The organism is Acinetobacter sp. 797_lipA (genome assembly GCF_058243025.1).
This window is the reverse complement of sequence record NZ_JBZAYQ010000001.1, coordinates 682,371-695,284: the sequence shown is the minus strand read 5'-3', so window position 1 is coordinate 695,284 and position 12,914 is coordinate 682,371. Positions and strand designations below refer to the sequence as shown.

The following is a 12,914-nucleotide window of genomic DNA, read 5'->3' as shown; positions in this document are numbered from 1 at the left end:
ACTTATTCAATTGTTCAACCATGACGAAGCACTATTCATCGGGAATGTCTGGATTCACTAAAAAAGCCAAGAGTTGCAATGACTCTTGCCAGCCCAGATAACAGCCATCGACAGGAATCACATCGGGTAAACCAGACTGCGTAATATGAACCTCTGTACCGACAGATACTTCTTTAAACTCAACACGCACTTCAATTTTACCGGCTAGTTCAGGTACATCGAACTCATCGGTATAGCGCAATAAACTGTTTTCAACGATTTCATGATAGGTACCATGAAATGAATGCTGCATGCCTGTACTAAAGTTGGTAAAAAACATGCGATATTGACCACCTTCTCGCAGATCGAACTGATCTACATGTGCGGTAAAACCATGTGGTGCCATCCACTTCACTAAAGCATCTGCGGTGGTAAAAGCACGATAGACACGTTCGATGGGCGCACTCAATACGCGGTCTAATTGGACGCTATTTGACATGATTTTTCTCGTTCTTTTCAAATATTCAGATTTAGTTTAAAACGCTCAAACCCACATGCTGTATTTTTTTTGTGCATCTTTTTTTAAATAGCCAAACTCGGCCCGCCGGCTTTTCTACCCACCAATAAAAAAAGCATGTTTTTCAACATGCTTTAAATTTGACCTTTTTTTAGGCTTGACCTTGCTCATAGTCCTCATCATCTTCGTCGTCATAGACATAGGCCATACAGCCCCAGCCGTCATATTCACCACCAAACTGTTCTGCAATTTTAGTAAACCATTGTTCTAAGTCAACAATGTCTGAATACTCAGGTTCCATATACACGTAAATGGTAATAATCCACTCAGATACGTCGCTTTCTTCATCGACAAACAAAGTGATTTTTTGCTCTTCTTGTAATAAATACAACGCACACTTTTCTGCTTGTGACTGCTCTTGAAAGGCAATCGAATATTCTATTTCATGCGGTTCAGATAGGTCGTCGCCATCCTCAGCCATTTGCCAAAGTACATTTCCGTTATCATCATCTGGATATAATTCATAATCACGTGTCATGCGTATGTCCTTGTTATCTTTTTAGCCAATATATCGTTGGCAAGTGACAAAATAGTGACTTCAACATAGCATATTTTGCTCATTTTTATAGCAGTTACGTCTGATTTTTCGAAGGTTGTTTAGACTTTATTTCACGCTGTCTCTGCCGTGTTAGTGTAAAACCCGATGTTCAACTAAAATGTCCGCTTGAAACTGTAAATCACTGCTTTTTAGGCTTTCTAATAAGGCCGCAAATTTAAGTTCTTCTAAGCGTAAAGCCAAATAACTCTCTTGTATCTGAGTATGCCCAACGGCCGCACCATAGTGATTGATGAGGGTAAAGTCATCCTGCAAAGCTTGAATCAAAAGGCCAAGATTGTCTTTGCTCACACGTTGTAAATAAAAGTCTGCTTTCGTATTAAACAACTGTGAAACCAAAACCATCATCGATAATCGCCGATTCTCATCCATAAAGGCGCAGTTCACAACGTCGTTTTGCTCAACCGCACGAATCACCTGTTGCCGAACTTTCAGTAGATGACAGGCCGCATCTGTTTTCCCATAGCCTTCGATGAGTTCATCTAATAACTGCTCCGAAGGCAGTTGATAACTCTGGCTGTAGGTTTCAATTTTATGGTGTAGAGCCTTCGATATTTCAGCCAGATGTTGTCGTTCTTCAGCCATGTGAAAAAAAGCACCCAGTTTTTCTCTGGCGCGCAGCATGCTCATTTCTTTGGCTTTACGCTCATATTCCGTTAAAAAGTGGTGTACTTTTTCGATGCGCTGCCGACATTGTTTAAGCATTTGTTCAGCATCAAATTTAACCGTTTCAGCAAACAATTCAACTTGGTTGTGCCGTTCCATAACATAGTGTTCGACATCAATAATTTCTTGGTAAGGAGTCAAAGTTTCGTTGCGTTGTCTGAGTGTTCCAAGCTCAATTCTTAAACTGGTCAGCCGATGTTGTAATTCACTTTGCTGCTGTTCATAAACTTCTAAACAGTTTCGACTGCGCTCTAAATTGATTTCTAAGGATTCAATCTTCTTTTTTTGGGCAAGGCTGTGTATTTTTTGCCAGCATATAACCGCACACAGCAGGACAAGAATGACAGCAAATACATAAAGCATGGTCTATCTCCCTACGGGAACGTCATTTTTCTTGTAAAGACTCCGCTGTAAGAACACATGAAATTCGAACAGTAAGCCTTGGAACAGACAAACCTATTTTCATTCAGTCGTAACCATGGCCAAAAAGCCAAACCCAAATGTTAATTTCAACAAAGATAAGCACACTGGATAAAAGGATACTTACACAACTTACGCTAACGGTTTTTTAAACGACCTGATATCCCAAATTTTAAGTATTTCTCAAAATATAGCTAAAGTGTGGCACAGTTAAAATGGCACACTTCCATGAATCGCAACCGCTTTTCCACTTAAAGGCTGCTGAAAGGCGAGAAAACTGGCATGTAAAGCCATACGTTTTAATGGACTTCGTGTCGGCTCAGGGTGATATAACTTATCCCCTGTAATTGGATGTCCAATATATTGCATATGCACACGAAGCTGATGTGAACGCCCCGTAATCGGGGTCAGTAAAACTCGCGTAATATCGGTCTCAGTATCATAGCTAAGTGCTTGATACAGTGTTTTTGCAGGTTTGCCCAACTCAAAGTGCACGATCTGCCGTGGTCGATTTTCCCAGTCAGTAATCAGTGGTACTTCAACACTGCCTTCAGCATCCAACTGGCCTTGAACTAAAGCAATATAGTGTTTATCCACCGTGCGGGCTTGGAACATTTTACTGACGGCGACTTCGGCCTCGCGGTGCTTGGCAAACATTAAAATCCCCGAGGTCGCCATATCTAAACGATGGGTAATTTTGGCATGTGGGTACTGCGCTAAAACCCTTAAATAGGCACTGTCTTGGTGTTCTGGTAAACGTCCTGGCACAGACAACAAGCCCGCAGGCTTTTCAATCACCACCAAATCATCGTCTTCATAAACGATTACCAAGTCTTCTTGGGGCGGTGTATAAATAAAGTTGTCATTTAGAGCCATGGGAATAACAGCATACAAAAGCGAGCGCGAAAAATAGCAAGCTGTGTTTCAGCTGTCAATCATTCACCAAATATGGAAAACAGCCTTAATCCTAGACGTCCATCACCCTATATAAAGCCAGCTTTTTAGCAGGGCTGATTGGATTGAAAGTTTAAAATTAAATGATGTAAGTGAAACTACAACAGCAGGATTTTTCGATTTTCGCCGGAAATATTAAAATTTATTTTTTTGATTTATATTTTATTCGAGTTCAAATTTTTTAGGGTGTCTGGGAAAACATGTTGTTTACTTCAACTATCATAACTTTGTAAGTGATGACCTTATAGCCTATAAACTTTTGATTTATAGCGTCCTAAGCCGAATCAAGACCTTTTGGGTAAGTACTACTCACGCGTTTTGCGCCACTGGTAGCATGCTACTCTTTTCGATCCCGTCACACCCTTGAGATATAATTTAACAATCCAAGGGCGGGATTGTTTCCCGAAGATAAAGTCTTTTTGGCTATTTTTGGAAAAAAATCTTGGCTTTCAGGTTATCTAAAAAATATTTTCCCAAATGCAGCGTATTTATGATTTTTTTCTCACATAAAAGCGCTTTTCTCAGGATTTTATTTCTTTACTGCATCACAGATGAGAAAATCAACTTCCTGCGCAGACCTGCATCAGCTGAATGAGATTCCCGCAGGTATCATCAAAGACTGCAACTTTAACTTTTCCTGCCCGCATCGGTTCACTGGTAAAACGTACCCCTAAGTTTTTGAGTCGCTCATATTCCGCATCAAGGTCACCCACTTGAAAAGAAGTATAGGGAATCAGATCTGCTTTAATCGCAGCTTTAAACGGCTGTGCCGCAGGATGTGCATCAGGTTCCAGTAGCAGTTCAACACCCTCTGGACTTTCGGGTGAAACCAAGGTCAGCCAGCGATACTCCCCCACAGGTACATCATGTTTGACTTTAAAACCGAGTTTTTCTGTATAAAACTGACAAGCTTTTTCTTGGCTATCGACCATGATGCTGGTGACATATATTTTCATTGTTGTTCCAGATTTTTATCAGACTTTTAATGGTTATAGCAGAACTCTAAGCGTTCCAATGTTATCAAATCGCAATTTTTTAAAGTCTTTTTCACAAACCAAAGCGCCAATTTGTTTTGACACAGTTAGAGCAAATATTTGGATAAATTCAGGGCAATATAGACGCTTAAAATGGAAGAAAATATTTGAATGGATGTATTTTTTATCGTGTTGTTTTTATCGTTTAGTTTCTAGGGATCAGGAGATAACTTCAACGGTTAAAACTGGGTAAGTTCTAAACTTTTGCCTATAAATGGATAATCTATAGCGTCCTAAGCTGAATCGAGACCTTGTGGGTAAGTACGACGCTGATCTGATAGATAACGAGTCGCAAACTACTCTTTTCGATTCCTGTGCCCTTAAACGCTATATTAAGCAAATTGGTGCGGGATGAATTTCCGAAGATTAGCTAATTTCAAGCAATGATGAAAAATATTTCCCTAAATAAAACCAGATTTGATAAAAATATTCATAATGACAATTGAATCATCTATTTCATCGCATAAAAATGAACTTCTATCATTTTTTACACCATCATTTCAGAACGTTTAAGTCCCCATATAACCTTGCAACCAAGTTGCAATAAACCACCACAAACTGATCGCGGACATACCACAGAGTAAATTAGCTAAAACTTTCTGCAGATTACTGAGCTGAGACAGATAGATTTTTCGGTTAATTACATACGCAACCACAGCTAAGGCTCCACCGATTGCACCACCAATCATCACTAAAAACAAAGGCCAGCCTGCCATCAAATGGGCAGCCGTACTCAGCTTAGGTTTCTCTGCAGCACTCAAGAGCAGTTCTTTATTTTCCATCGCTTTCCCCTATACATAATCCAAGCAGTCATGTGACTGATGCCTCAGACTCACGTCACTCATAAAAGTGCATTTTGAGATATAAGTTAGCAAAAACTAAGCCAACACTATTCAAGACTCAGATCATCGATGTCCTGAATTTTGCTCAAATACAGCGGAGCAACACTCACTTTGCTCCATATTTCTTTAAATTTAGGGTCGCTATCCGAGTCTTTGTTGAGATTTTCTCTGACCAGCTTCTTAGCCGTGAGAAAATTGACACTGGTTTCACTGTTCACATAAGGGCCAAAATTATCGGAGCTGTCATAGCCAATCAAGCGCATATCACGCCCCTCTAAACGAAACTGATAGGCCCAATATCCATAACGGCCATGGGCATAATGTAGTTTTAACACGCCTTTTTCGATAGAGGGCACCAACTCAGGCGCAAAGTACACACCGCCATCTTCATTTTCTGAAGAAAACAGTGACAAGTTCTGAACGACTTTTTTGTACTGCCCTTTGGTATTCAACAGCACAATCACACCACGGCGGTTGCGGTCTAGTTTTCCGCGGTATTCATCGGTGACCCACTGTTTCGGATCTGTACCTTTGACGATTAAAACCACATCTTTCAAGCCATCTTTGTTTAAGTCTCCTTGCACGACCTCAAACACCGTATATTTTGCGGGAAGGTAAACTTTGTATTGGCTGGTGGCTTCTTGACGCTGAATATCTGCTATATCCGCTGCGCTTAAGTTTTCAGCATACAAATTGGCGGAGATACCCAACATTGCAACGAACATTAAAGAAGTTTGAATGAACTGTTTTTTCATAGTTTTGTTAATTTTTTAAATAAAGTAGTTAAGCGAGCACGCTAATGAATGCCTCATTTTTGGCATCTGTACTACAGATTAGCATTTATCAGAAGCCTATTTATAGGATGCTCTACAATTAAAACAGATGACTGTATCCATGTCATATTTTGATTGCTCCCGTTGAAAACTTTCGGCTAAAGTGACGGAAGACCATTCAAATACGTTTCATCATGAAAACCAAAACTGCCCTGCTAATGCTGTGCCTTGCGCTTTCCCTCAGTGCATGCAAAATGTTAAAAACACATATCGTTAAAGTCACCAGCTCAACTGGAGCATAGCCACATGAAGTGTTATTAAAAACCACCAAAGGCTACGTGTACTTATCGACACAGAACATGACGGATAAACAGAAGCACATCCTAAAAAATCTGCGTCCCTTTCAGTGCTTAGAAATTAAAACACCTGAACAGTTTGCTATGCAAAACCGAGTAGTGCGATTTTCTGACTTTAAAATTCGCTCACTACTCGAAGCTGACCGAGAGTGTCGAAAAATTAAGGTCACGACCCGAGTTGAAATTCATTAATGTTGTAATGCTTAAAAAATAGAACCTCCATATCCAACAATGAAAAGCTCAGCATAATTCGCAGAGCTTTTTTGCTTTTGGCTATTTGAAACAACACTTGTCACAACCTTCGACTTTTTCTCTGGGCCAGTTCATTCTTGCCCGTTTATAAGCCAGCTCATAATTGGCAAAATAACCAATCAAAATTTGATCCTCCGAGCTGGGTAAATCTGTACAGCCTAAGGATGCATTATGAATATGATGGATGCCTTTTTCACTAGGCTGTTCATTTACAATAAATTTTATCATTTACAGTTCCCCGAATAATTTTTATAAAGTTCAACTACAAACAAACCCATACAAAAAGTATGTATTTATAAAATTAAACGGATTCCGTATAAAAATCAATCATTATTTTAAAAGTGAAACTGACCTCTAAGTCATATCAACCTAAAAGAATTGATGTCCACATAAGCGAAAAATTAGCCACTCTATCTTTAAATTTAGAGGCCCAGCAACACCATAAGAAAACGACTGAAACTATAAAGGTGTGCTGATACTTTCTTGTTTTTTGCGTTTAAACCAACGCACGGCCCAAATCGCCAAAATAATGCCCACAATCACCACCAAGACTGGAACCAGTAGTGAAAGCACGGACAATAAAACGGCACCCACCCACTCCACTGTAGACACCAGTGGGTTGGTGACCCCGCCTGTCGTCGCGGTTGACACCCCTCGAACGGCAACGGTACTCATTTGCACGGCGCCTGCTGTACCGCCACCGACAATGATTGCGGCAGCCCAACTGGCAAACTGCGACATTTCTCCGCTACTGACCGCCATAGTGGTGAGGGTGCCTGCGACCATTGCGGCTGGCGTTGCAATGGTGTCTAAAGCGTTGTCGACCCATGGTATGTAATAGGCTGCGATTTCACAGACAGTTGCAATCGCTAAGGCGATACATACCGATGGCATACTTAACCATTCAAAACCTTGCATGGGTTCGAACCATCCCATAATAGATGCAAGGCTCATGACCAAGAGTGGGACAAAGACACGAAAGCCACAGGCAGCACTTAAGCCAATGCCGATACAAAGTCCTAATATGGTTTCCATGTACTTTTCCTATATCGCCTAAGTCGGGATGTTTTTATCTTTTTTATAACTTAGCAAAAAGCCCTATCGGGTGATAGGGCTTTTCTTTTAAACAGTGGGTAACTGTTAAATCTTTGGCTTAGGCATTCTTATTGTTAAATTGATTGCCTTGGCATTTGGTACACGGGGGTAAACGATCTGTACCAATTTCTAAGTAGACGCGGTGTCCGCATTGAACACAAAAATAGAAGCCTGTTCCAGGTTTTTCGCCAGCAGTAACCATTTTTGTTCTCCATATGTTTAGAAAATGGTCTTACTAGTATATGCATTTTATGATGAATGTCTATTGATCATTTCGACAAATGATGATGGCATTTGGGCAAGAAATAATTTCCATAGAAAATCTAAACGTCTTACAAGATGTTAGACACCCAATTTTCGATCTGCAATCCATCGACACGCAAAAATTCTTTTTCATTATTGGTCACCATCACCCAATTATTCGCACGTGCATGCGCGGCAAGCCACAAATCATTCGCACCAATAATTTGTCCCTTGGATGAAAGATCGTGACGTATTTGTGCATAGTGGTCAGCGACATATTCATCTAACTCAACCACTTGAATCATTGAGGTTAATTCATCTATCACTTTGAGGGCTTTTTCTTTTTGCTGACTTTTCTCTGCACCAAAACGCAACTCCCCCAAAGTAATGACTGAAATTAAAATATTTCGATGTGGGAGATGTTTTTCAAAATGCTGACGGACAATTTCAGGTTGATGTTTGATGATGTAGATACAAATATTCGTATCCAATAAATATTGTGTCTGCATTAGAACTCTTCTCGTTCCTGTGGTGGTTCATCCACTCTTTCTTCTGCATAAAAGTCATTCGGCATTTGCGCTAATACTTTAAATAACCGATCTACGGTAACTGGTTTTTCACGCAGAATCACTTCATCGCCACGACGGAAAATTTCGACTTCTGTACCTTCAAAGCGAAATTCTTTGGGTAAGCGAACAGCTTGACTTCGACCACTCATAAAAACTTTTGCGGTAGTCATGAAGCGACTCCATCAGTTTTGGTATATACCTTATGATAGGTATTTGTTGGGTGTTTTTCAACCTATTTAACCAAACTCAAAAGCTCCATCAACGGATAGAGCTTTTTATAATGATTTTCTATAACAAATTTAACAGATAGCTATGATAGTTATAATTAATTGCTAATAAAGAGCAATTAATTAGATTAATCATCTTTTACATAATCAGGATCACGTCTACATCTAGGACAGAGTGATTCAATATCCCCCTCATCTGTCCAAGGAATATCTATAATCTCCGAGTTGGGCCATCGTTGACCGCACATAGTGCAATCTATTTCAATTTCATCTGAATCTTCATTTTCACAATAAGTACATTTATAACCAGTTGAACTTAATTCATCTGGAATCATAGCTTCTAGCCCACATTCAAGACATTCGAGCACTTCTGTTGGAAATTCTGCTATTCCACCATTTCTATATATTTCATAATTTATACTATCTTCAAATCTTTTTACTTTTTCTAAAGCAATGGCTTTTTTTAACCTTTCAAAAGAAGCCGCTCTATTCTCTTTCATTCTTTGAAAATTTGATTTTGTTATATTTTGATTATAAATTTCAATTGTATCTTTAACCTCTTGAACAGAACTATCAGATACTTCAACTTCCAAATAATTTGAAGAATAACTCAGAAATTTTTCAGAATCATACATAATGAAATGACTTATACCGCCAATATGTAAAGCTTCATCTATTAGTTCTGGTCTAGGTTGATTAAATTTTTCCCCTGATGCATCAAATTTCCACCACCAATCTTCTTTTAAATCATTTGTGATAAATATTACTTTCGTTAACCCTTTAGCTTTTGTATATTCTAATAGTTGATTCCATACAAAATAATCACCAAATTTATTTTTATATATTAATCCTAAGTCCATACATAACTCAGGTTTACCTTCATCTAAATAACCTGGTGGAATTTTATTTTTATATCTAGTTTCAGCAATTTTATTAAGTTCATCTATATATTTCTGATCTTTTGGAGCTTCGCCAACCTTATTTTCAAATAAGTTTTCTAATTGTTCTTTTAAAGCATCTGGTTTTGACAAATGTTGCTGAGTAGATTTTAAAGTTTCCAAACTTTTTTTAAAGCTTTCAACTAGCTCATTAAACTGCTCAACAAAACCATCAATATTTATTTGTGAATGTCTTTTTTTCAATTTTAGCTTTTCAAACTCTACATTTAGAGCTTTTTCAGTACCTTCTAAAGCTTTTTTTGTTTTTGCAAATAATTCTTTTTGTTCAGAAATTACTATTAGTCTATTTCTCTGAAACTCTAAAGCTACATGATAAGGAATCCAAATCCTATCCGAGATTATCCCTAAAACCTTTAAAAACTCATCCCTAGTATCTTCTTGATATCTATATAAATTTAACAGTGTATTAGTATCAAAAACAAATAATGCATTTTCCCAAATATCTTTATATTCTTCTTGAGTATAAAAGTAGTTGTATTGTTTAAACATATTTTTCATATAGTGAGTATCAAAATAAAACCCCACATAAATGTAGGGTCTTTTTACAATAATATCAATTACTTTTAGCTGTAAATATTACGCTACATTCCCTTCCAAAAAATCCTGTGCAAAGCGTTGCAATACACCACCCGCTTCATATACAGACACTTCTTCTTCAGTATCTAGGCGACAGGTTACAGGCACTTCAACGATTTCACTCTTACCATCTTCCGTCGCACGTTCAATCACTAAAGTTAACGTCGAACGCGGTGCGATATTACCAATCACGCTATAAAGTTCAGTACCATCCAAACCTAAAGTTTTACGGTCAACACCCGCTTTAAACTCAAGCGGTAACACGCCCATACCCACTAAGTTAGTACGGTGAATACGCTCAAAACCTTCCGCCACAATCGCTTCAACACCAGCAAGGCGTACACCTTTTGCAGCCCAGTCTCGGCTAGAACCTTGACCATAGTCCTTACCTGCAATAATGATCAACGGTTGCTTACGATTCATATAGGTTTCAATCGCTTCCCACATACGCATTACTTCGCCTTCAGGCTCAACACGTGCTTTCGAACCTTGCTTGATCGTACCGTCCGCACGAACCACCATTTCATTAAACAGTTTCGGGTTAGCAAAGGTTGCACGTTGTGCAGTCAAGTGGTCACCACGGTGCGTTGCATAGGAGTTAAAGTCTTCCTCAGGTACACCCATTTTATGTAGGTATTCGCCTGCTGCCGAATCCATCATGATTGCATTCGATGGTGACAAATGATCCGTAGTGATGTTATCAGGCAAGATAGCAAGCGGACGCATATTTGCCAGTGTACGTGGCGCAGCCAAAGCCCCTTCCCAATACGGCGGACGGCGAATATAAGTACTTTGTGGACGCCAGTCATATAGCGGACTTGCTGCTTTTTCAGTAACCCCCAAGTCAAACATTGGAATATACACTTTACGGAACTGTTCAGGTTTCACCGCTTCTTTGACCAAAGCATCAATTTCTTCATCTGATGGCCAGATGTCTTTCAAGTAAATTGGATTACCCTCTTTATCATGACCCAAAGCATCTTTTTCGATGTCAAAACGGATCGTTCCTGCAATCGCATACGCTACAACGAGCGGAGGTGATGCCAAGAATGCTTGTTTTGCATAAGGATGGATACGACCATCGAAGTTACGGTTACCCGAAAGTACCGCAGTTGCATACAAGTCACGGTCAATAATTTCTTGTTGTAGTTTAGGGTCTAAAGCACCAGACATCCCGTTACAGGTGGTACATGCATAGGCCACAATACCAAAACCGAGTTTTTCTAAGTCATCCAATACGCCTGCTTCTTCAAGATATAAAGCAGCAGCTTTGGAACCCGGTGCAAAAGATGATTTCACCCAAGGTTTACGGGTTAAGCCCAATTCATTGGCTTTACGTGCCAATAAACCTGCGGCAACGGTATTACGTGGGTTTGATGTATTGGTACACGACGTAATTGCGGCAATAATCACAGCACCATCAGGCATTAAACCATCGGTACGGTTTTCAACCACACCTGCTATGCCTTTTTCTTTTAAATCAGCCGTAGAAACACGAGCATGTGGGTTTGATGGGCCTGCAATATTACGTGTTACCGTTGAAAGATCGAAACGCAGTACACGTGGATATTCCGCTTGTTTCATATCCGATGCCCAAAGACCAATTTCTTTGGCATAGTTTTCAACGAGTGCAACTTGCTCAGCTTCACGACCTGTCAGGGTTAAATAATCAATGGTGTTTTGGTCGATATAGAACATTGCCGCAGTTGCGCCATATTCAGGTGTCATATTGGAAATCGTGGCACGATCACCCACTGACATGCTGTCCGCACCTTCACCAAAGAACTCAAGGTACGCACCGACTACACGTTCTTTACGTAAGAATTCAGTCAATGCTAAAACGATATCGGTTGCTGTGATCCCCGCTTGACGTTGTCCAACAAACTCAACCCCGATAATGTCTGGAAGACGCATCCAAGATGCACGACCGAGCATCACATTTTCAGCTTCTAAACCACCGACACCAATCGAAATCACACCAAGCGCATCGGTATGTGGTGTGTGTGAGTCTGTACCGACACACGTATCTGGGAATGCCACGCCTTCACGACTTTGCACCACAGGAGACATTTTCTCCAAGTTGATTTGGTGCATGATGCCATTCCCCGCAGGAATCACATCAACATTTTCAAAAGCGGTCTTGGTCCATTCGATGAAGTGGAAACGGTCTTCGTTACGGCGGTCTTCAATGGCACGGTTTTTCTCAAATGCATCTGGATCAAAACCACCGAATTCCACAGCAAGAGAGTGATCGACAATCAACTGAGTCGGCACAACAGGATTCACTTTCGATGGGTCACCACCTTGGTCTGCAATGGCATCACGTAAACCTGCAAGGTCAACCAATGCCGTTTGTCCAAGAATGTCATGGCAAACGACACGTGCAGGATACCAAGGGAAATCGTGATCTTGTTTTGAGAAAATCAGTTCTTTTAGTGACTGCTCCAAAATGGCAGGATCACAACGACGCACTAACTGTTCAGCCAATACTTTTGAGGTGTATGGAAGTTTTGCATAAGCGCCTGGCTGAATCTGTTCAACGGCTTCTCGCACATCAAAGTATTCTAGCTGAGTGCCTTGCAGTGGTTTGCGGTGATTATTGTTCATAGCGTTCCTGCCTTTGGTGTTTCATTTTTCTTCACTGTCTTTACTAGACAATTCATCTTTGTCTGCTAGGCATACTACACTGTCGAAAACCCATTTCCCAAATCGTTTATATTTCATAAACTTAGATATAAAAACAGGGGTTTTTGAAATATTTGGTTACATTAACTTTTAAATATTTACTCTAAATATGATTTTTTCTGAAAAATAGCGGAAAATAGCCCTAATTCTT

15 protein-coding genes are annotated in these 12,914 nt (G+C 39.8%); 1 reads left to right on the top strand and 14 read right to left on the bottom strand.

Translation table 11 applies throughout. The features are described from left to right. Nucleotides 1-31: 31 nt before the first annotated feature. The 7 genes from AC4CU2_RS03375 to AC4CU2_RS03345 form a co-directional block, all read right to left on the bottom strand. A complete protein-coding gene (locus AC4CU2_RS03375) occupies nucleotides 32-478 on the bottom strand; it encodes an SRPBCC family protein (protein ID WP_201952322.1) in 447 nt (148 codons plus the stop codon). Between the two features lie 169 nt (nucleotides 479-647). Next, nucleotides 648-1,034 (bottom strand): ribonuclease E inhibitor RraB, encoded by a 387-nt coding sequence (locus AC4CU2_RS03370; RefSeq protein WP_004695219.1) that lies wholly within the window; start codon nucleotides 1,032-1,034, stop codon nucleotides 648-650. A gap of 150 nt (nucleotides 1,035-1,184) precedes the next feature. After that, on the bottom strand, nucleotides 1,185-2,141 hold the full coding sequence (locus AC4CU2_RS03365) for an SNIPE associated domain-containing protein (RefSeq protein WP_201952325.1): 957 nt from the start codon (nucleotides 2,139-2,141) through the stop codon (nucleotides 1,185-1,187). Between the two features lie 267 nt (nucleotides 2,142-2,408). Beyond that, complete coding sequence (locus tag AC4CU2_RS03360) at nucleotides 2,409-3,074, bottom strand: RluA family pseudouridine synthase (protein WP_201952328.1); 666 nt, start codon at nucleotides 3,072-3,074, stop codon at nucleotides 2,409-2,411. A gap of 638 nt (nucleotides 3,075-3,712) precedes the next feature. After that, nucleotides 3,713-4,108, bottom strand: a complete 396-nt coding sequence (locus AC4CU2_RS03355; RefSeq protein ID WP_087012525.1) for a VOC family protein — start codon at nucleotides 4,106-4,108, stop codon at nucleotides 3,713-3,715. A gap of 587 nt (nucleotides 4,109-4,695) precedes the next feature. Beyond that, nucleotides 4,696-4,968, bottom strand: coding sequence for a hypothetical protein (locus AC4CU2_RS03350; RefSeq protein ID WP_005400275.1), 273 nt, complete (start codon nucleotides 4,966-4,968; stop codon nucleotides 4,696-4,698). 107 nt (nucleotides 4,969-5,075) lie between these two features. Next, a complete protein-coding gene (locus AC4CU2_RS03345; protein ID WP_424904535.1) occupies nucleotides 5,076-5,783 on the bottom strand; it encodes a hypothetical protein in 708 nt (235 codons plus the stop codon). 377 nt (nucleotides 5,784-6,160) lie between these two features. Between AC4CU2_RS03345 and AC4CU2_RS03340 the strand changes: the two genes are divergently transcribed. Further along, nucleotides 6,161-6,349 (top strand): hypothetical protein, encoded by a 189-nt coding sequence (locus AC4CU2_RS03340; RefSeq protein ID WP_227557038.1) that lies wholly within the window; start codon nucleotides 6,161-6,163, stop codon nucleotides 6,347-6,349. An 81-nt stretch (nucleotides 6,350-6,430) separates the two neighbouring features. Here AC4CU2_RS03340 and AC4CU2_RS03335 read toward each other — a convergent pair whose 3' ends face one another. The 7 genes from AC4CU2_RS03335 to acnD all read right to left on the bottom strand — a co-directional run bounded on the left by AC4CU2_RS03335 (nucleotide 6,431) and on the right by acnD (nucleotide 12,685). Beyond that, entirely contained in the window at nucleotides 6,431-6,637 is a 207-nt protein-coding gene (locus AC4CU2_RS03335; RefSeq protein WP_005400272.1) for a hypothetical protein, read from the bottom strand. 231 nt (nucleotides 6,638-6,868) lie between these two features. Next, nucleotides 6,869-7,444, bottom strand: coding sequence for a DUF4126 domain-containing protein (locus AC4CU2_RS03330; protein WP_201952332.1), 576 nt, complete (start codon nucleotides 7,442-7,444; stop codon nucleotides 6,869-6,871). 118 nt (nucleotides 7,445-7,562) lie between these two features. Next, nucleotides 7,563-7,706 carry a zinc ribbon-containing protein gene (locus AC4CU2_RS03325; protein ID WP_004695201.1) on the bottom strand — a complete coding sequence of 48 codons (144 nt, stop codon included), beginning with the start codon at nucleotides 7,704-7,706 and terminating at the stop codon, nucleotides 7,563-7,565. Nucleotides 7,707-7,836: 130 nt separating this feature from the next. Then, entirely contained in the window at nucleotides 7,837-8,256 is a 420-nt protein-coding gene (gene vapC, locus AC4CU2_RS03320; RefSeq protein ID WP_201952335.1) for a type II toxin-antitoxin system tRNA(fMet)-specific endonuclease VapC, read from the bottom strand. Continuing rightward, nucleotides 8,256-8,486: an antitoxin gene (locus AC4CU2_RS03315; RefSeq protein WP_201952338.1), complete on the bottom strand. Its 231-nt coding sequence runs from the start codon at nucleotides 8,484-8,486 to the stop codon at nucleotides 8,256-8,258. The genes vapC and AC4CU2_RS03315 overlap by 1 nt, the downstream gene beginning before the upstream one ends. Nucleotides 8,487-8,671: 185 nt before the next feature. Further along, nucleotides 8,672-10,000, bottom strand: coding sequence for a PIN-like domain-containing protein (locus tag AC4CU2_RS03310; protein ID WP_279691929.1), 1,329 nt, complete (start codon nucleotides 9,998-10,000; stop codon nucleotides 8,672-8,674). Nucleotides 10,001-10,078: 78 nt separating this feature from the next. Continuing rightward, nucleotides 10,079-12,685: a Fe/S-dependent 2-methylisocitrate dehydratase AcnD gene (acnD, locus tag AC4CU2_RS03305; RefSeq protein WP_201952348.1), complete on the bottom strand. Its 2,607-nt coding sequence runs from the start codon at nucleotides 12,683-12,685 to the stop codon at nucleotides 10,079-10,081. Nucleotides 12,686-12,914 lie beyond the last annotated feature (229 nt).